The 18,569-nt window shown below is 62.3% G+C and carries 18 protein-coding genes and 1 pseudogene; 16 read left to right on the top strand and 3 right to left on the bottom strand.

Translation table 11 applies throughout. The features are described 5' to 3' along the window. Window positions 1–42 precede the first annotated feature (42 nt). The 7 genes from CHB87_RS02450 (at window position 43) to CHB87_RS02420 (ending at window position 6,907) form a co-directional block, all read left to right on the top strand. A complete protein-coding gene (locus CHB87_RS02450; RefSeq protein ID WP_089406780.1) occupies window positions 43–1,389 on the top strand; it encodes a hypothetical protein in 1,347 nt (448 codons plus the stop codon). Continuing rightward, a complete protein-coding gene (locus CHB87_RS02445; RefSeq protein ID WP_089406779.1) occupies window positions 1,379–2,056 on the top strand; it encodes a hypothetical protein in 678 nt (225 codons plus the stop codon). Before CHB87_RS02450 ends, CHB87_RS02445 begins: the two co-directional genes overlap by 11 nt. Before the next feature lie 34 nt (window positions 2,057–2,090). Beyond that, the gene (locus CHB87_RS02440) at window positions 2,091–3,023 is read left to right on the top strand and encodes an SCO family protein (RefSeq protein WP_089406778.1); all 933 of its coding nucleotides are present in this window, start codon (window positions 2,091–2,093) and stop codon (window positions 3,021–3,023) included. Window positions 3,024–3,025: 2 nt separating this feature from the next. Continuing rightward, window positions 3,026–4,069, top strand: coding sequence for a cytochrome c oxidase subunit II (coxB, locus tag CHB87_RS02435; RefSeq protein ID WP_089406777.1), 1,044 nt, complete (start codon window positions 3,026–3,028; stop codon window positions 4,067–4,069). Then, window positions 4,066–5,748: a cytochrome c oxidase subunit I gene (locus tag CHB87_RS02430; RefSeq protein WP_425432465.1), complete on the top strand. Its 1,683-nt coding sequence runs from the start codon at window positions 4,066–4,068 to the stop codon at window positions 5,746–5,748. Before coxB ends, CHB87_RS02430 begins: the two co-directional genes overlap by 4 nt. Beyond that, window positions 5,741–6,493, top strand: a complete 753-nt coding sequence (locus CHB87_RS02425; protein WP_245817774.1) for a cytochrome c oxidase subunit 3 family protein — start codon at window positions 5,741–5,743, stop codon at window positions 6,491–6,493. The genes CHB87_RS02430 and CHB87_RS02425 overlap by 8 nt, the downstream gene beginning before the upstream one ends. A 78-nt stretch (window positions 6,494–6,571) precedes the next feature. After that, window positions 6,572–6,907 carry a cytochrome C oxidase subunit IV family protein gene (locus CHB87_RS02420; RefSeq protein ID WP_245817773.1) on the top strand — a complete coding sequence of 112 codons (336 nt, stop codon included), beginning with the start codon at window positions 6,572–6,574 and terminating at the stop codon, window positions 6,905–6,907. A gap of 70 nt (window positions 6,908–6,977) precedes the next feature. Here CHB87_RS02420 and CHB87_RS02415 read toward each other — a convergent pair whose 3' ends face one another. Further along, window positions 6,978–7,472, bottom strand: a complete 495-nt coding sequence (locus CHB87_RS02415; protein WP_245817772.1) for a GNAT family N-acetyltransferase — start codon at window positions 7,470–7,472, stop codon at window positions 6,978–6,980. Between the two features lie 98 nt (window positions 7,473–7,570). On the opposite strand from CHB87_RS02415, the gene CHB87_RS02410 reads away from it, so the two are divergent. Beyond that, window positions 7,571–9,064, top strand: a complete 1,494-nt coding sequence (locus CHB87_RS02410) for a deoxyribodipyrimidine photo-lyase (RefSeq protein ID WP_089406773.1) — start codon at window positions 7,571–7,573, stop codon at window positions 9,062–9,064. Between the two features lie 141 nt (window positions 9,065–9,205). On the opposite strand, the gene CHB87_RS02405 is transcribed toward CHB87_RS02410, so the two are convergent. Both CHB87_RS02405 and CHB87_RS02400 read right to left on the bottom strand, forming a co-directional pair. Then, on the bottom strand, window positions 9,206–9,628 hold the full coding sequence (locus CHB87_RS02405; RefSeq protein WP_089406772.1) for a hypothetical protein: 423 nt from the start codon (window positions 9,626–9,628) through the stop codon (window positions 9,206–9,208). A gap of 43 nt (window positions 9,629–9,671) precedes the next feature. After that, the gene (locus CHB87_RS02400; RefSeq protein WP_245817771.1) at window positions 9,672–10,043 is read right to left on the bottom strand and encodes a YMGG-like glycine zipper-containing protein; all 372 of its coding nucleotides are present in this window, start codon (window positions 10,041–10,043) and stop codon (window positions 9,672–9,674) included. Between the two features lie 154 nt (window positions 10,044–10,197). Between CHB87_RS02400 and CHB87_RS02395 the strand changes: the two genes are divergently transcribed. The 8 genes and pseudogenes from CHB87_RS02395 (at window position 10,198) to CHB87_RS02360 (ending at window position 18,569) form a co-directional block, all read left to right on the top strand. After that, entirely contained in the window at window positions 10,198–11,193 is a 996-nt protein-coding gene (locus CHB87_RS02395; protein ID WP_089406770.1) for an aldo/keto reductase, read from the top strand. A gap of 421 nt (window positions 11,194–11,614) precedes the next feature. Beyond that, on the top strand, window positions 11,615–11,866 hold the full coding sequence (locus CHB87_RS02390) for a hypothetical protein (protein WP_089406769.1): 252 nt from the start codon (window positions 11,615–11,617) through the stop codon (window positions 11,864–11,866). Further along, entirely contained in the window at window positions 11,863–13,257 is a 1,395-nt protein-coding gene (locus CHB87_RS02385) for a class I SAM-dependent methyltransferase (protein WP_089406768.1), read from the top strand. Before CHB87_RS02390 ends, CHB87_RS02385 begins: the two co-directional genes overlap by 4 nt. Window positions 13,258–13,500: 243 nt before the next feature. After that, on the top strand, window positions 13,501–15,081 hold the full coding sequence (locus CHB87_RS02380; protein ID WP_089406767.1) for a sulfatase-like hydrolase/transferase: 1,581 nt from the start codon (window positions 13,501–13,503) through the stop codon (window positions 15,079–15,081). A gap of 221 nt (window positions 15,082–15,302) precedes the next feature. Beyond that, window positions 15,303–15,563: pseudogene (locus CHB87_RS02375) on the top strand (GIY-YIG nuclease family protein); the annotation flags it as partial. Between the two features lie 180 nt (window positions 15,564–15,743). Continuing rightward, window positions 15,744–16,718, top strand: a complete 975-nt coding sequence (locus CHB87_RS02370) for an NAD-dependent epimerase/dehydratase family protein (protein ID WP_089406765.1) — start codon at window positions 15,744–15,746, stop codon at window positions 16,716–16,718. Further along, window positions 16,711–18,051 (top strand): nucleotide sugar dehydrogenase, encoded by a 1,341-nt coding sequence (locus CHB87_RS02365; protein WP_245817769.1) that lies wholly within the window; start codon window positions 16,711–16,713, stop codon window positions 18,049–18,051. The genes CHB87_RS02370 and CHB87_RS02365 overlap by 8 nt, the downstream gene beginning before the upstream one ends. A gap of 62 nt (window positions 18,052–18,113) precedes the next feature. Continuing rightward, the gene (locus CHB87_RS02360) at window positions 18,114–18,569 is read left to right on the top strand and encodes a GIY-YIG nuclease family protein (protein WP_245817768.1); all 456 of its coding nucleotides are present in this window, start codon (window positions 18,114–18,116) and stop codon (window positions 18,567–18,569) included.

Genomic DNA, 18,569 nt, shown 5'->3' with positions numbered 1-18,569 from the left:
CTCGGCGCAGCACAACTTTGATCTGACGAAGGCCTGAAAAGCATGTCATCTGGACACTCACATCACGAAGAAGCCGGGCACCACGACGCGGGCCACCATCATCATGGGCCCAAGACGCTTCCTCTTTCGCTGGACGCACCGGAGATCGTCAAGGCCTGGGGCACGCGGTCGCTGATCGTCTGCGCGATCTTCGGGCTGGTCTCCCTCGCGTTCGTCGCGGTTCCGGGCGGCCAGGCTCATCTGCTGCGCGCCTACCTGCTCGGCTTCATGATCAGCTTCAGCTTCGCCGGCGGCGGTCTCGCGCTGTTGATGCTGCAGTACGTGTCCGGCGGTAAGTGGGGCCTGCTGCTCCGCCGTCCGCTGGAGGCGATGACCCGCACCCTTCCGATCGTGACGCTCCTGTTCCTACCGATCGCGATCGGCATGAAGAGCCTCTATCAGTGGGCGCGTTTCGACACCCAGGCGCTCCGCGACGCTGCCGTCAAGTCCGGCGACATGACCCGGGAGCAGGCGATGACCGCCGCTCTCAAGCACGCCATGTTCAGCCCCACGAGCTGGCTCATCCAGGCCATCATCATCTTCATCATCCTGAATCTGTTGATGTTCATCCTCAACCGGTGGTCCGTCGAGCGCGATGCGGATCCGCTTGCCGGCACACAGGCCAGCTACGACCGCTGGCGCATCAAGTTCGAAAATCTCTCCGGTCCCGGCATCTTTGTTTATGTCGTCCTGCTGACGATGGCCGCGCTCGATTGGGTCATGTCGCTCGACGTCACCTGGTACTCCTCGATCTGGGGTTTGAAGTTCCTCGTCGGCCAGGGCTACATCGTGCTCGCGCTCGGCATTCTGTCGGTCATCCTGCTCTCGAAGTATGAGCCGATGAAGACGCTGCTGCGCACGACCGAACAGCACGATCTGGGCAAGTTTGCATTCGCCTTCGTCATGCTGAACATTTACTTGACCTTCGCCGAGTTCCTGATCATCTGGTCGGGTAACGTGCCGGACGAGATTCCCTGGTACCTCGCACGTATCCACGGCGGCTGGTGGACGATCTGCTCGCTGGACTTTATCTGCCACTGGCTGATTCCGTTCTGCATGCTACTCTCACGCAACCTCAAGCGGGAGAAGAAGCGGCTTGCCGGGATTGCGATCTTCATGATCTTTGCCCGCTTCGTCGACATGTTCTGGCTGATCGAGCCGAACTTCAAGGACGCTGCCGGCAACCTTCACCTCGCCAACAACTTCGGCATTCTGGCTTACCTGACGGTACCGGTTTCGGTGGTCGCCCTCTGGAGCTTCTTCTACTGCCGTGCGCTGTTGCAGCGTCCTCTCGTGAACGTCAACGACCCTCACCTCGAGGAGATTCTGGAGCCCGAACATGCACACTGAAAACCCCGGCAATCCAGTGCCCACCACGCCCCCGAGTTCGCAGGATTTGCACCACGTGAAGGATTCCGAGCACCCGGGATACGAGACGACCGACGTCAATGTTGGCGGCGTCATTGTCTTCCTCGGCGGTCTCATGGGATTCGTCGTCGTCTTCTTCCTCTTCTGCTTCCTCATGGGTAAGGTGATCAACACGGCCTTCGAAAAGGAAGACGGCAAGACGGACCAGTGGCACAAGAGCAACAGCATGTTTGCCGGCGCGGCAGCAAACGGCGGCAAGCGCGACAATCTGGCCAGCACCACCGAGATGCAGCAGAAGGAGCTGGCGCAGATGACCACCTCCTTCCCGAATCCGCGTCTCGACACGGACGACGGCAATCAGGCGACCTATGAACTGCACGCGAAGGAGGATCTGCTGCTCGATCATTACAGCAAGACTCCCGGTCAGGATGGCGTTCGCATCCCGATCGAGCGAGCGATGGAGTTGATCGCGGAAAAGGGTCTTCCGGTTGCGCCGGCTGTACAGACGACGCAGCTTGCGGAGGATGCGACGCCGAAGGTGGCCGCTCCGTTGACCACCGGATTTGCTCGCACCGGTTACGAGCTCGAGACCATCGAGACGCGCGAGCAGAAGATGAACTTCAACACCGCGAAGTCCGAAGAGAAGTAGACGCAACGCGCAACCAGAACCAAGGGGTAGGGACATGAATCTGCTGCAGACAATCCGGAGGAGCCGCAAGATCGCCGTCATGGCGTGTGCGATCCTGCTCGCTGGAACGTTGTCGGCGCAGGTTTCCAGCTACGGGGAGAAGCAGGCCGGCGAGAATACCGGCGACCAGCTTCCCCAGGTTCTGCAGAAGGTGGCGGTCAATCAGCACCTGAACCAGTCGCTGCCGCTGAACGCGGAGTTCGTCGATGAGACCGGCAAGACGGTGCATCTGGGCGATTATTTCGGCAAGCGCCCTGCGGTCATCTCGCTGGTCTACTACACTTGCCCGTTGCTCTGTTCGGAGGAACTGGACGGTCTGACCGGCGCACTGGAGATGGTGAAGCTGACGCCCGGCAAGGACTTCGACGTCATCATCATCAGCATCGATCCAGCGGACACGCCGGCGCTTGCGGCGAAGAAGAAGGCTTTTTACCTCAAGCGTTACGGACGTCCCGAGACCGCCGACGGATGGCACTTCCTCACCGGCAAGACGCCTGCGATCGATGCGACGACCTCGGCGGTTGGCTTTGGTTACGTCAAGGTTCCCGGGCCGGATGGGACGATGTCGCAATTCGCGCACGCCAGTTCGATCGAGATCGCGACGACCGAGGGCAAACTTTCGCAATACTATCTCGGCGTGGAGTACTCGCCGAAGGATGTTCTGCTCGGCCTGATCGAGGGCTCGGGTAACAAGATCGGTTCGCCGGTCGCGAATATTCTCACCTACTGCTACCACTACGATCCGCAGACGAACAAGCATTCTCTGATCGTGGCGCGGGTGGTTCAATTTGGCGGCATGGTGACAATGGCCGGCTTGGGCGGTTTCATGTTTTTGATGTTCCGGCGCGACTTGAAGCTCGGGCGCGACCACAATCTCACCGGGGACCTCACCAGCCCAGACCTGACCAAAAGAACGGATAAAGGGTAACGATGCATATTAGTCCAGTCCTGTGGCAATTTCTGACCAAGTGGCTCGCCGCCTCCGCACTCTTCCCGCGCGAGGCGTCGACTGTCGCTCCCTATACGGATGCGCTGTACTTCTTCTTGATCGGCATGACCCTGGTCGGCCTGATCCTGGTCGGCATCCTCGTCTTCGGCTTCTCGATCCGGTATCGCCGCGAGCGCAACCCAGTCGCCACGCAGGTCGAAGGTTCGACGCTGCTTGAGGCGACCTGGACCATCATCCCGCTCGCGATCTTCCTGGTCACCTTCGTGTGGGGCGCGCTGCTGTACTTCCGCATCTACACCCCGCCGACCAACGCGCTGAACATCTACGTGATCGGCAAGCAGTGGATGTGGAAGGCCGAGCATCCGGGCGGTCAGCACGAGATCAACGCACTGCACGTGCCGATCGGTCGCCCCGTGCAACTGACGATGATCTCGCAGGACGTCTTCCACAGCTTCTCGATCCCGGACTTCCGCGTCAAGCGCGAGGTCATTCCGGGCCGTTACTCGACGGTCTGGTTCAACGCGACCGAGCCGGGCACCTACCATATCTTCTGCACCCAGTACTGCGGCACGCTGCACTCCGGCATGATCGGTGAAGTAACCGCGCTGTCCCCCGAGGACTACGATAAGTGGACCAAGGAGTCGACCAGCGGCATGAGCCTGGCGCAGAACGGCGAGCGTCTTTTCGCAAGCATGGGTTGCAACGCATGCCACTCCGGCTCGGCCGCCGCGCGCGGTCCGAATCTTGCCGGCGTGTATGGCACGAAGCTCCAGTTGACGAACGGTTCGCAGGTGCTGGTGAACGATGCCTACCTCCGCGACGCTATTTTGAATCCGTCCCAGCACGTCACGGCGGGATACGCGCCGATCATGCCCACCTACCAGGGGCAGATCAGTGAAGACGGCTTGATCGATCTGGTGGAGTACATCAAGAATCTGAACAGCAACTACCGTGTACAGCAAACGCTGGGCACCTCACAGTCGGACCTTGCGGCGCCTGCAACGCCGGGGATGGTGAAGCCATGATGAGTGCACCTATCAATAACAACACGATCGTCAATATCCCCGATCAGCGCACGGCGAAGATGCCGAAGCGGAATTACATCAACAACGAGCATGGTCTGCTCAGCTGGCTCTTCACCGCCGACCACAAGCGGATCGCGATCCTGTACCTGATTTCGATCACCTTCTTCTTCTTCATCGGCGGCGCGTTCGCCGGCCTCATTCGCCTCGAACTGCTCACGCCGCAGCCGGACCTGGTCGCGTCGGATACGTACAACAAGTTCTTCACCATGCACGGCATCGTGATGATCTTCCTGTTCCTGGTGCCCTCGGTGCCGGCGACGCTCGGCAACTTCTTCATCCCAATCATGATCGGGGCGAAGGATCTTGCCTTCCCGAAGATCAACCTGCTGAGCTGGTATCTGTACATGGCGGGCGGCACGTTCACGCTGGCGGCTCTCGTGCTCGGCGGCGTCGACACCGGCTGGACTTTCACCACGCCGCTTTCGACCCACTACCTGAACACGCATGTCATCACGGCGGCGACCGCGATCTTCATCGCCGGATTCAGCTCCATCTTCACGGGTCTGAACTTCATCGTGACGATCCACCGTATGCGCGCTCCGGGCATGACCTGGTTCCGCATGCCGCTCTTCGTCTGGTCGAACTATGCCGCTTCGATCCTGATGGTGCTCGGTACGCCCGTGCTCGCGATCGCGATCGTCCTCGTTGCGCTGGAGCGCACGATCGGAATCGGCGTCTTCGACCCCACCAAGGGCGGCGATCCGCTGCTCTTCCAGCACCTCTTCTGGTTCTACTCGCATCCGGCTGTGTACATCATGATTCTGCCGGGTATGGGTGTGATCTCGGAGGTCATCTCGACCTTCAGCCGCAAGCGCGTCTTCGGCTACACGGCCGTGGCGTTCTCCTCGGTCGCCATCGCGCTCTTCGGCTTCTTTGTCTGGGCTCACCATATGTTCATCATGGGTGTGTCGAACTACTCGGCGCTGGTCTTCTCCCTGCTGACGATGCTGGTTGCCGTGCCTTCGGCCATCAAGATCTTCAACTGGGCGTTCACGCTGCAGAAGGGTTCGATCACCTTCGAGACCCCGATGCTCTACGCCTTCGCTTTCATCGGTCTGTTCACGATCGGCGGACTGACGGGTGTCTTCCTCGGCTCGCTCGGCATGGACATCCACCTTACCGAGACGTACTTCATCGTGGCGCACTTCCACTACGTCATGGTGGGCGGCATGCTGATGGCGTTCCTCGCGGGAGTCCACTTCTGGTGGCCCAAGATGACGGGTCGCATGTATCCGGAGTCGCTCTCGAAGCTCTCCGCGCTGACCAGCTTCATCGGCTTCAACATCACGTTCCTGCCGCAGTTCATCCTTGGCTACCTCGGCATGCCGCGCCGCTACCATGCGTATCCGGCCGAGTATCAGGTGCTGAATGTGCTTTCGACCGCGGGCGCCACGGTGCTGGGCGTCGGCTTCACGCTGCCGATGCTGTACCTTGCCTGGTCGCTGAAGTATGGCGCCATCGCGGGCAACAACCCGTGGCAGGCGACGGGCCTCGAGTGGCAGATTCAGTCGCCGCCCCTGACCGAGAACTTTACCGAGACGCCCATCATGGACCACGAGGCGTACGACTACGAATGGCTGGAAAACAAGACCGCACATGAGGTGACGACCGTTGGCTAATGCGATCGCAACCGCGCACGAACACGACGCGCACCACGCACACGACGAACATGTGGTGCTGCCGCAGCATCTTCACCACTTTGAAACCGAAGAGCAGCAGCGCGAGGCCGGCACCTTCGGGATGTGGCTCTTCCTGCTGACCGAAATCATGTTCTTCGGCGGCATGTTCTTCGCCTATCTGCTCTACCGCAACTGGTACAACCCGGCGTTCGTCGCCGCGTCGAACCAGCTTAGCGTCAAGCTGGGCGCGATCAATACGGCGATCCTCATCACCTCCGGCTATGCCATGGCGCTCGGCGTCTACGCGGCCGAGGTGCGCAAGAAGCAGATGCTGGTCTGGACGCTGATTGCGACCACGATCTTCGGCTTCGCCTTCCTCGGCGTCAAGACGGTCGAGTACAAGGAAAAGTTTGAGAAGCATCACGTTCCGGGAGCGTCGTTCGACGTCAAGGAGTTCGTCAATCCTGCCGCCTTCGGCCTGAAGGAAGAGCCGCTCGCTCCCGACATGGCGCAGAAGACGCAGATCTTCTTCGTGCTGTACTTCGCCATGACCGGCATGCATGCGCTGCACATGATCATCGGCCTCGCGCTGTTGTTCTGGTTGATCTACCGAGCGAATCGAGGGGACTTTTCCTCGGGCTACGTGGCGCCCATCGAGAACTTCGGACTCTACTGGCACTTCGTCGATATCGTGTGGATCTTCCTCTTTCCGCTGCTCTATTTGATCAACAAGCACGTCGGCTAGGCACAACGACTCAATCAAGGTCAGGCCCTGAGATAACGCCAGGGAACTGAGACCGATCCACTAGTTCAGGAGCAGCCAGTGTCCGCACATAACGACGCAATGAATACGACCAACCCGGAGCACGCCGAGCATCACATCCTCGGTCCGGGGACCTATACGACGATCTACGTCACGCTGCTCATCCTCACAGGCATCACGGTGGGCGCGGCGTTCATTCCCATGGGCGTTTTGAATCCCATCGTGGCGCTTGCCATCGCCAGCGTCAAGGCCGTGGTCGTCATGCTCTGGTTCATGCACGTGAAGTATCAGTCGCGCCTGATCAAGATGACCGTGGGCGCGGGTTTTTTCACGTTCTTCGTGCTCATCATGATGACGATGTCCGACTACATCAGCCGCGCTTGGGGCCAGTGGTAAGACCTACGTTTCTCAGCAGGATCGATGCGGCCTTCGAGCCGCATCTTTCTTTTGCGGTTGAGGTCGCGGGCTAGATCGGCCGCGCCAGGATGTAGTCGTGATGCACGATCGTTCCGAGAGCGAACTCCCGTGTGCCCACCTGAACGAAGCCATTCTTTGCGTAGAACGCGAGGGCGCGGGGATTCTCCGAGTAGACGCCGAGCAGCAGGCGGCTCTTGCCCTGGGCGCGCGCGCCGCCGATCGCCTGGTCCATCATGCGCTGACCGTTTCCGTTCCCGTGAAAACGGGTGAACAGATAGATGCGTTTCAGTTCGATGTCCGCGCCGGTCAAGCCGGGGAGGGGAAGATCTGGCTCGGTGAGCAGGACGAAGCCAACCGGCGCGGCATCCGGCTCGACCGTTGCGACCCACGCCTTGGTCGTCTCCTTCGACAGCAGGTCTTCGGTCGCGCCAAGCGTATAGGCGCGGGCGCAGTGTGCGCGGATCGCCGAGCCTTCCAGTCTGCCTGCGAACGCCTCCATGAAGGTCGCCGCGCCGATCAGGCTGAGCATGTAAGCGTCGTCCAAAGAACATTCCTGGAGTGCAACCACATCAACAGCCAAGCGAAACCCCCACGCGCACATCGCGCTATGCCTTAGTTTATTCGATAGCATCGAATGGACTGATGACGCATAACGAAGACAGCGCACCGCCCTTGCCGAACTTCCTGAAGCAGCTCGCCGACGACCCGCGAGTCACGGTCCGCCGACCGGGCGCGCCCGACCCAAACGGCAAATGCGTCGTTTACTGGATGCAGCGCGCGCAGCGTGGCGTGGATAACCATGCGGTGAATCTGGCGGTCGGGATCGCGAACCGCATGGGACTGCCGCTGGTGGTCTACTTCGCGGCCATTTCGAACTTCCCCCACGCCAATCTGCGGCACTATGTCTTTCTCAATCAGGGGCTGCCGGATATCGAGGAGGATCTCGCGAAGCGGAACATCTCCTTCGTGATGCGGCGCGCCCCGCATGAGTCGCACGAGCGGTTCTTTGCGGATGTGCAGGCCGCCATCGTCATCGGCGACGAGAACCCGATGCGCGAGCCCGAGCGCTGGCGCCGCCACCTGGCCGAGACCCTCCGCATTCCGTTCTGGACGGTCGACACCGACGTCGTCGTGCCGTCGAAGCTGATCGAAAAGGCGCAGTATGGCGCGTACACCATTCGTCCGCGGCTCTACCGCCTGCTGCCGGATTATCTGAAGCCCTACGAGAACCCGCATGCCGAGCACGCCTGGCAGCGGCCGAAGGGCTTCCACGCCGACTCGGTTCATGAGGACATCACGCGCGGCTGGCCGGACCTCGACCGCTCCGTCGAACCCGTGGCCGCTTGGCAGGGAGGCGCCCATGCGGCGCAGAAGCGGCTGAAGCTCTTCGCCTCGAAGATGCTGGCCGGATACGAGACGCAGCGCAACAAGCCGGAAAACGACGGCACCTCCTGCATGTCGCCCTACCTGCACTACGGCCACATCGGGCCGCAGACGATCGCGCTGGCGATCAACGCCGCCGTGAAGGCCAACCCGGCGTTTGCCACCGCGCGCGACAGCTACTTCAACGAACTGATCGCGTGGCGTGAGCTGGCGGTGAACTTCGTGCGTTTCTCCCCGGTCTACGACACGCCGGAGTGCGCCGAGGACTGGGCGCGCAAGACGCTCGCGGAGCACGCAAAGGACGAGCGCGAGGTGCTGTATACCCAGGCGAAACTCGAACACGCCCAGACGCACGACGATCTGTGGAATGCGGCGCAGCTCCAGATGGTGCGCCACGGCTGGATGCATAACTACCTGCGGATGTACTGGGCGAAGAAGATTCTGGAGTGGACGCCCGATATCGCAACCGCATACCGCATCTGCGTTCACCTGAACGATAAGTACTTCCTCGATGGCCGCGATCCCAATGGCTATGCGGGTATCGCATGGGCGCTGGTGGGCAAGTTCGACCGCGCGTGGAACGAGCGGCCCATCTTCGGCAAGCGCCGCTACATGTCCGGCGCGTCGACCGGGCGCAAGTTTGATTCCAAGCGATACATCCAGCAGATGTTCGCGTTGCCGGAGCCGGACGGGACGCCCGCAAAGGAACGCCCCCTGCCGGCGAGGCAAGGGGCGACTCTGTTCGATCTATAGTCCGTCATCCTGAGCGGAAGCTCTATGTTCGCCCGGAGCGCTGCGGCAGGTCTGAAACGCAGGTCCTTCGGCTCCGCTGCGCTTCGCTCAGGATGACAGGCAGTGCTTCGCCTCGCTCAGGATGACAAGCTGTGTGGGCGCCTACTTCGTGGCGGGGGCCGAGACCTTGTGGGCCATTGGCTTCACGGTCATCAGGACCGCCTTGTCGACGACGACGTAGAGGAGCTGGTCGGTGTCGGCCTTGGCCTGCCGCTTGATGTAGTCGCCCATGCGGCGTCCAGCGGCGGCGTCGTCCGGCAGGGTGATGCCGCGGTTCTTGGCGGAGAGTTCGGCCAGGGTGCGCACCATCTCGAAGAAGGTGGCCTCGTCCTTGTTGCTGAGCATCCACGCGTCGTGGACGGTGGAGGTGATGAGCTGCTCGGTGGTCCAGTTGGCTGTGGCAGCGGCGCCGCTCATATTGCGAGGCGCGATCGGCGCCTCCTGGCTGAATGCGGCGGCGGGAACGGCTGCGAGGCTTGCGCCCAGCAGCATGCAGGTAGCGATGGTGCGGCGGAACGTGGTCATGACAGATCCTTTCACGGAGGGGTTCGCGGTTGAGGTGGCCTGCTTAGCGGCCGTAGTATTCGTTGCGGCGGCGGTTGTTCTGCGCGTTATTGCCGACCACCGCGCCGATTCCCGCGCCAGCCGCACCTCCAACGAGTGCGCCCTTGGTTCCGCCGAAGAGCGCGCCCAGCACCGCACCGCCGCCCGCGCCGATCAGCGCGCCCTTGCCGGGCCCGATGCCGTTGTCGCGCCGCTGGTAGTCGCGACGGTCGTAGTTGTGGTCGTGGCCCCGGTCGTAGTAGCCGCCGCGGCTGCCGTCGCGCACTCCACCGTAGAAGTTGCCGCGATCCTGCGCCTGCGCGGAGAGTCCGCCGGCGAGCAGCAGCGCGCCGCTCAGCAGGCCGATCATAAAACGTGAAACGGAAGTCTGGAACATGGCATTCACCTCGGAAAAAAGAGACAACATCCTGCACTCTCAATGAGATGCAGGATTTCCCCGGCGTGGAGGTGCGCAAGGCGACAAATCTACATGGAGAGCCCAGGAGTCTTCCGCCGCCGACGCTGCGTCGAATGCGAAGGAGAGCGACACGATGAACTATGTGAATCTTGGATCGACCGGCACGAAGGTCTCCCGGCTGTGCCTGGGCATGATGACCTACGGATCGAAGCAGTGGCGAGACTGGGTGCTCGACGAGGAGCAGTCGCAGCCGCTCATCCGCGCCGCGGTAGAGGCGGGCATCAACTTCTTCGACACGGCGGACATGTACTCCGTCGGCGCGAGCGAAGAGGTTACGGGACGCGCCTTGAAGCAATACTTTCCGTCGCGCGATCACTATGTGCTGGCGACGAAGGTCTTCCAGCCCATGAGCGCCGATCCGAACGACCGCGGGCTCTCGCGCAAGCACATCATGGCGTCGATCGACGCGAGTCTCAAGCGGCTGGGGGTGGACTACGTCGACCTCTACCAGATTCACCGCTTCGATCCCAACACCCCCATCGAGGAGACGCTGGACGCCCTGAACGACGTCGTGCGCGCGGGCAAGGCGTTGTATCTCGGCGCATCGTCCATGTATGCCTGGCAGTTTTTGAAGATGCTGGAGTTGCAGCGGCAGAAGGGCTTCGCCCGCTTCGTGACGATGCAGAATCACTACAACCTCGTCTACCGCGAGGAGGAGCGCGAGATGAACCCGCTCTGCCGCGCCGAGGGCGTCGGGCTGATCCCGTGGAGCCCGCTGGCGCGCGGCTTTCTCGCGGGCAACCGCAAGCCGGGCGAGGAGAAGAAGCAGTCGGAGACGATCCGCGCCCGGACCGACGACTTCGCGCATAACCTCTACTACAAGCCGTCGGACTTCACTGTCGTCGAGCGCCTTACCGAGGTGGCTCAGGCGCGCGGCGTGAAGAATGCGCAGGTTGCGCTGGCGTGGATGCTGGCGAAACCGGGCGTCTCGGCGCCGATCATCGGCGTCAGCAAGCCGTATCAACTGGACGACGCCGTCGCCGCGCTGAACATCCAACTCACGCCCGAGGAGATGCAACGGCTGGAGGAGCCCTACGAGCCGCATGCCATCCTGGGACATGGCTACTAGCCGATTTATCGTCGGGCCCCGCGTCCTCTCATGCGTGTCATCCTGAGCGCAGCGAAGGATCTGCTGTTCGCTTGTGGCGGAACGAATGTTGTGCCGCTCCGGGCGAAAAGCAGGTCCTTCGACTCCGCTGCGCTCCGCTCAGGATGACAGGTTGCCGGGCGATTGACCCTACTTAGGCAAACCTAAGCCATAGTTTTCCGGGGCGATGCATCTTCTTGACGACCCCGTGCGTCTACCGTTTTATGAATTTGCTGTAACACGCTGAAAAGACGTGAAGACGCGCAACTACGGGTGAGAACAGGTGTCTGTGCCTGAGTAAAGTCGCTTTCCGGGCTCTTTATTCAGCCAATTTAAGGACGGCGGATCGAAACCTGGGTTACGCCATCATCGTCCTACGAAGTACTACGGGAGACCTTATCCAATGAAGCAGTTTACGGCCATGACCTTGTCTGTTTTTTCGTTCTTTTGTCTCCTGCTCGCCCTCGAACCTCGCGCGTACGGTTATGTGGATCCCGGTTCGGGCTTTGTAGCCATCCAGACGCTGGCCTCGGTTGCGGCTGCCTGCGGATTCTTCTTCCGCAGCAGGATCGCGCGGCTCTTTGGCAAGGATAAGCAGGAGCAGGAGCCGATTCCGGCCACCGCTGAGAAAGGCAACACGCGCACCGCTGCATGACTACGGCCCGACTGAGTCCCACCTTCCGCGACCCCGCCGGCTCCCTCCTCATCGTCGACAACTCGGTTGTGCGCACTATCCACCCATCCGCGCGGCAGGCGGTGCTGGAGTTTCTGGCTTCGCCGTTCTGCCTGCGGATGCAGGAGCGTGGCGACATGGTCGCCTCCATCGTCGATGAGACCTCGGACACCCTGCAACTGCATCATCCCAAGATCGCCATCCCCACCTACCCGTGGGAGTGGACGCCTTCGCAGTGGGTCGCGGCTGCCGAGCTGACGCTCAGCCTTGCCGAAGAGGGTCTGAAGGACGGCTGGATTCTCAAAGACGCCACACCGCTCAACGTGCTCTTTGTCGGCGCGCGTCCGGTCTTCGTCGACATCCTCTCCTTCGAGCGGCACGACCCGACGGCCTCGATCTGGCTGGCGTACGGGCAGTACATGCGGACCTTTCTGCTCCCTCTGCTGACCCACCGCATGCTGGCGTGGCCGCTTTCGCTCTCGCTCTTCAAGCGCGACGGGTATGAGCCGATCGAGCTTTACGCCGCGCTTGGCTGGCGGCAGAGGCTCTCACGCACGGCCTTCTGGCCCATCACGTTGCCGGCGCTGCTTGAAAAGCGCAAGGGCAGCGGCGACGAAGCGGCGAAGCCCCGCCCGGTACAGAAGCCCGAGCTTGCCCTGCATATTCTGCGCGGCACGCTGAAAGACCTGCGCGCTCGCACCCGCCGCGCGTTGCCCGAGGGAGCGGCGACCGAGTGGAGCGACTACACCACCACCCTGACCCACTACACCGCCGCCGAAAGCGACCGCAAGCGCGCGTGGATGCGCCATACCCTGACCACGATCTTCCCCGGCAAGACGCCCGGGCGCGTGCTCGACATCGGCGCCAATACCGGCGAGTTCAGCGCGCTGGCGGCGGAGGCCGGCGCGGAGGTGATCGCCATCGAGCGCGACGGCGCGACGGCGGACAAGCTGTTTCGCATGTCCCGCGAAAAGGGGCTGAACATCCAGACGATCCATGCGGATATCTCTCGCCCCACGCCCGCCGCAGGCTGGGAGTATGGCGAGCAGTCCGCGCTGCTGCCCCGGCTGGAGGAGCAGTTCGACCTCGTGCTGATGCTCGCCGTCATTCACCACCTGGTGCTGATGGAGCAGATACCGCTGCCCGCCATCCTGGAGCTGTGCCATCGCCTCACCCGCAGCCACCTGGTGATCGAGTGGGTTCCGGCGGAGGATCCCATGTACAAAAGCCTGATGCGTGGACGAACCGAGCTCTACGGCGGCCTGACCGAGGCCGACCTGCTGGCCGCCACCGGACCCGGCTTCGATCTGCTCGAACGCGAGGCGCTGGCGAACGGGAGGGTGTTGTTCCTGTTTCAGAAACGAGTCAGCTAGCTCCTACCGCTTTCATCCTGAGCGGAGCGAAGGACCTGCGTCTGTAACGGCGCAACAGGCAAAACGCGGGTCCTTCGCTTCGCTCAGGATGACAAAGATCTCGCTCAGGACGACAAACATCGTGCAGGGTGTCTAAAGCCTTTGCCTCAAGGCAGGGCAAGGCTTTAGCCTTGGCATTGCAACCCTGCGTGGACCGGGGCTTTCGCTCCCGGGGTATGCATCTCTTCCGGTGAAACGAACCACATGCCCAGCTCCACCACGAACCCGCTGCCCGGCCGCATCGACCGCATCAAGAGCCGGTTGCTTTATCGCCGGCTCAAGAAGTTCAGCCAGTGCATCGGCCTGTCGTCTCTGATCCTGGTCATCAACTACGGCGAGCTGCTGGGCGGCGGACGCGACATCCGCATGCACTATCCGTACGGCCTGGGCGCCATCTGTCTTGCGCATATCGCGGATATCCTGCTGCTGGGCCTCGGCTTCTTCCTCATCCTGGCGCCGCTGCATCGCACGCCCATCTACCAGTGGGTGCGGCTGGTGCTGGCGATTCTGATCCCGCCGTATCTCGTCACGCGCATCGAGTCCGCGCTGCCGTTCGATATCGTCGACGGCCTGGTGCCGATCCTCTCCGTCGTCTGGGCCGCGCTGCTGTTGTTGCTCATGCTGCGCTATCGCCTGTGGTACCGGCGGACGACGCGCTTCGCCAGCGCCATCGTGGCGTTCCTCGGGTTCTTCGCCGTCTCGGCCATCGGGCAGTTGCTGTGGGTCGCGCGCTGGACGCCGCCTTCGCCCGCTATCACGGCGACATGGGCGCTGGGCGCGCAGCCGCCGCGTGTGCATCCGGTGCTCGTCTGGATACTCTTCGACGAGCTTTCCTACGAGCAGGTCTTCGAGCGCCGAGCGCACGACCTGCAGATGCCGAACTTCGACAAGCTCCGCGCCCAGAGCACCGTCTTTACCGACGTGCAGCCCGCCGGCTACAAGACCGTGAAGGTGATTCCGTCGCTCTTTACTGGCCACCAGGTGGACGACTTCCGCTTCAGCGGGCAGAACCGCTTCTGGCTGCACTTCGAGGACGAGAAGGGCTGGCATCCCATCTCCGGCCGCGACACCGTCTTTGGCGACGCCAAGCGCAACGGCTGGCGCACCGCCGTCGTCGGCTGGTACAACCCCTACTGCACGCTCTACGGCGATGCGATCGATCAGTGCTACTGGTCGAACAAGGACAAGCTCGACGGCCCGATGATCCAGGGCGACAGCTTCCGGCGCAATGTGGAGTCGCCGCTGGCGCAGCTTGGCCGCGACATCCAGCACCCGGGCCGCGCCACGCGCCACGTCTGCACCGAAGACGTGCAGCGCCGCACGCTCACCCACAAGGACATCGACGCGCACGCCCTGCAACTGCTGCGGACCGATCAGGCGGACTTCGTCTTCCTGCACTTCGCCGTACCGCACAGCCCGAACATCTGGAGCCGCATCACGGACGACTACACGCAGAACTGCGGCAGCAGCTACCTCGACGGGCTGGCGCTGGCCGACCGCGAGCTCGGCCGCCTGATGAAGGTGCTGCAGGCCTCGCCGCGCTGGCAGGACACGACCGTCATCGTGCAGGGCGACCACTCCTGGCGGATCGAGCTGTGGGAGGGCCAGCCAAGCTGGACGGACGAAGACGACCAGGCCAGCCGCGATACCTTCGACCCTCGCCCCGCACTGCTGATCCACCAGCCCGGCCAGACCCAGCCGAAGATCAACGGCACGGCGTGGCCGCTGCAAAGGCTGCATGAGATTGCGTTGCAGATCGTGCGCGGGCAGCCGGTAAAGTTTTGAGGTTTTCTCAAGGAACCTTCACCGATATCTGTCATCCTGAGCGAAGCGAAGGACCTGCGTTTTGCTCGGTATGCCACGAACGCCCGTGTAGCTTCGATCGAGACGCAGGTCCTTCGCTCCGCTCAGGATGACAGGCTTTTTCGTAAGGATAGGCATTTTCAAGATGAGAGGAGAACGATGTACTACGCCTACATCACGGCAGCCGTAGCCACACTCTCTACACCGGCATGAGCGGCCAGATAGAAATCAGAATGTGGCAGCACAAGAACGGGATCTTCGAGGGCTTTTCGAAGCAGTATCACTGCAACCGGCTCGTCTATCTCGAAGGGTATTCCGAGGTGCAGTCGGCAATCGCTCGCGAGAAACAGATCAAGGGCTGGACGAGAGCGAAGAAGATCGCGCTCATCGAGCAGCAGAATCCCAAATGGGACGACCTGAGCGAAGCCTGGGGCAAGCCGATGAAGATGCACGAAGAGAGGTGATATTTCTTTGGCTCACTCCCGCCCCGCCCAAACCGTGTGTCATCCTGAGCGAAGCGAAGGATCTGCGTTTTGAAGCGGCACAAGCGTTCGTGCAGATATGAGACGCAGGTCCTTCGCTCCGCTCAGGATGACATCCCTTTGCTTTAACGCCTCACTTGCTATCCTGAACCATAGGACACATTGACCACCTACCTCATCACCGGCATTGCAGGCTTCATCGGATCGCACCTCGCCCACGCCCTCGTCGCACGTGGAGACAGAGTGCGCGGGCTGGACAACTTCTCCACCGGCCGGCTGCGCAACCTCAACGGTCTTGGGCACTGTCTCGATCTCCACGACGTCGATCTGCGGAATGCGGATGCGGTCGCCGAGGTCTGCCAGGGCGTGGATGTGATCTTCCATCAGGCCGCGCTGCCTTCGGTGCCCCGGTCGGTGAAGGAGCCGCGCCCCAGCCACGAAGCCAACATCGACGGGACCTTCAATCTCCTCGAAGGCGCGCGCGCCGCGGGGGTGAAGCGCGTGGTCTATGCGGCCAGCTCTTCGGCCTACGGCAATCAGCCCGGCTTTCCGCGCGTCGAGACGATGGCGCCGCAGCCCATCGCGCCGTATCCGGTGCAGAAGCTCGCTGGCGAGCTTTACATGCAGAGCTACGCGCGCGTCTACGGCATGGAGACGGTCTGCCTGCGCTACTTCAACATCTTCGGCCCGCGTCAGGTGCCCGATTCGCCTTACTCCGGCATCATGGCCAAGTTCATCCTGCAGATGATGCAGGGTGTGCAGCCCGTGATCTTCGGCGACGGCGAGCAGGGACGCGACTTCACCTACGTCGACAACGCCGTGCAGGCCAACCTGCTGGCGGCAGCGGCTCCGGCGGAAAAGATCGCGGGCCGCGTCTTCAACGTCGCCACGGGCGAGCGCCACACCCTGAACGAGACCTACCGGATCATCGCCGAACAGCTCGGCTGGCCGCATCCGCCCCAGCATGGCCCGGTGCGCGCGGGCGATGTGCGCGACTCGCTGGCCGACATCTCCGCCGCGCGCGAGGCCTTCGGCTACGACCCGCGGGTCGGCTTCGAAGAGGGCCTGCGCCGCACGGTCGCGTGGTATCGCACGGACCCGCAGACGCTGCATGACGCAGGACTGCCGCTTGAATAATCTCGCCCCAACCCTGCCCGAGTGGACCGCGCGCATTGCCGATCGGAGCGCGCGGATCGGCATCGTCGGCCTGGGCTACGTCGGCCTGCCGCTGACACTGCTGTTCAGCGAGGAGCGCTTCGCCATCACCGGCTTCGACATCGATCCGGAGAAGGTCGCGAAGCTGAACCGCGCCGAGAGCTACATCCACCGCATCGAGCCGGAACACCTGCTCGCCGCGCAGGCAGCGGGCTTTCGCGCGACGACGGACTTTGCCGCCGCGCGCGAGCTGGACGCGGTGCTGATCTGCGTTCCCACGCCGCTGCACCCGGACCACACGCCGGACATGAGCTTCGTCGTCGCGACCATCGAGGCGCTGGCCCCGCACCTGCGCGCCGGACAGCTTGTGGTGCTCGAATCCACCACCTACCCCGGCACGACGGAGGAGATCATCGTCGCGACGATCGAGCGTCATGGCGCGAAGGTGCTGCGCGGCGAGGGCCATGAACTCGACGGCGTCATGGTCGCCTTTTCGCCCGAGCGCGAGGACCCCGGCAACATGACCACGCCGCGCCGCGACATCCCCAAGGTCGTCGGCGGGGTGGACGCGCGCGCGACCGAGGCCGCCTGCGCACTCTACGGGGCTGTCTTCAATCGGACGGTGCCGATGTCGTCGACCGCGGCGGCGGAGATGACGAAGCTGCTCGAAAACATCTACCGCTGTGTGAACATCGCGCTGGTCAACGAGATGAAGCAGCTCTGCCTGCACCTCGGCCTCGATATCTGGGAGGTGATTGGCGCGGCGGCGACCAAGCCCTTCGGCTTCCAGCCGTTCTATCCCGGCCCCGGCGTCGGCGGCCACTGCATCCCGGTGGACCCGTTTTACCTGAGCTGGAAGGCGAAGCAGTTCGGCTTTGAGACACGGTTCATCGAGCTCGCCGGCGAGGTGAACGAGTCGATGCCGGGGTATGTGGTCGAGACCGCCCGGCGCGCGCTCGAACGGAACGGTGTGGCGATCAAGGGCGCAAAGATCCTCATCCTCGGCGTCGCCTACAAGCGTGACGTGGACGATCTGCGCGAGTCGCCCGCGCTGGTCATCATCGACCTGCTGCGTCGCGTCGGCGCGGAGATTCGCTACAACGACCCATTCTTCGCGACGGTCGGCTCGGGCCGCCACTACGACCTGCGGATGGAGTCCGCGCCGCTCGACGATCTGGCGCGGTACGACTGCGTCCTGATCGTGACCGACCACAGCGCGTACGACTACGCCGATATCGTCCGACAGTCAAAGCTGGTGGTGGACTCGCGCAACGCCACGCGCGGGTTGGAGTCGAGCAAGATCGTCCGCTGCTGACTTTTTGTTATTCCCGCAGGGAATCTGCTGCTGTTGTTACCTTTGCTGTTGCCGTTGCCCCTTTGTTTGTCATTCCCGAAGGGAATCTGCTTTTGTTGTTGCCTTCGCTTTTGCCGTTGCCCTTTTGTTTGTCATTCCCGAAGGGAATCTGCTTTTGTATTTGTATCGGCGCTGCTATCCTGCCACCCATGCGGCGCGAGTATCGTTTCTGGGTCTACATCCTGGCCAGCCGGTCGCGAAACCTGTATGTCGGAATGACGAACAATCTAGCCGGTCGGGTGACCACGCACCGCAAAGCGATACCCGGTACTCACACTGCGCGCTACAACATTGATCGTCTGGTCTACTTTGAGTTCTATAAGTATGTGAATAACGCTATCGCGCGTGAGACAGAGCTGAAGGGCTGGACTCGGGCTCAGAAGATTGCGTTGATCGAGGCGGAGAATCCTACCTGGGAGGATCTGGCGGAGCCGTTTCTCACGCACGAAGAACGAAAAGCAGATTCCCTACGGGAATGA

This window comes from Granulicella rosea, from assembly GCF_900188085.1.
Taxonomy (GTDB): domain Bacteria; phylum Acidobacteriota; class Terriglobia; order Terriglobales; family Acidobacteriaceae; genus Edaphobacter; species Edaphobacter rosea.
This window is presented reverse-complemented; position numbering and strand designations above follow the sequence as displayed.

Excerpts from the sequence above, each read along its gene's own strand:
- CHB87_RS02410 (WP_089406773.1), top strand. The coding sequence starts at position 7,571 with ATGACGCATAACGAAGACAGCGCACCGCCCTTGCCGAACTTCCTGAAG.
- CHB87_RS02390 (WP_089406769.1), top strand. The coding sequence starts at position 11,615 with ATGAAGCAGTTTACGGCCATGACCTTGTCTGTTTTTTCGTTCTTTTGT.
- CHB87_RS02395 (WP_089406770.1), top strand. The coding sequence starts at position 10,198 with ATGAACTATGTGAATCTTGGATCGACCGGCACGAAGGTCTCCCGGCTG.
- CHB87_RS02445 (WP_089406779.1), top strand. The coding sequence starts at position 1,379 with ATGCACACTGAAAACCCCGGCAATCCAGTGCCCACCACGCCCCCGAGT.
- CHB87_RS02380 (WP_089406767.1), top strand. The coding sequence starts at position 13,501 with ATGCCCAGCTCCACCACGAACCCGCTGCCCGGCCGCATCGACCGCATC.
- coxB (WP_089406777.1), top strand. The coding sequence starts at position 3,026 with ATGCATATTAGTCCAGTCCTGTGGCAATTTCTGACCAAGTGGCTCGCC.
- CHB87_RS02450 (WP_089406780.1), top strand. The coding sequence starts at position 43 with ATGTCATCTGGACACTCACATCACGAAGAAGCCGGGCACCACGACGCG.
- CHB87_RS02405 (WP_089406772.1), bottom strand. The coding sequence starts at position 9,628 with ATGACCACGTTCCGCCGCACCATCGCTACCTGCATGCTGCTGGGCGCA.
- CHB87_RS02400 (WP_245817771.1), bottom strand. The coding sequence starts at position 10,043 with ATGTTCCAGACTTCCGTTTCACGTTTTATGATCGGCCTGCTGAGCGGC.
- CHB87_RS02385 (WP_089406768.1), top strand. The coding sequence starts at position 11,863 with ATGACTACGGCCCGACTGAGTCCCACCTTCCGCGACCCCGCCGGCTCC.
- CHB87_RS02430 (WP_425432465.1), top strand. The coding sequence starts at position 4,066 with ATGATGAGTGCACCTATCAATAACAACACGATCGTCAATATCCCCGAT.
- CHB87_RS02440 (WP_089406778.1), top strand. The coding sequence starts at position 2,091 with ATGAATCTGCTGCAGACAATCCGGAGGAGCCGCAAGATCGCCGTCATG.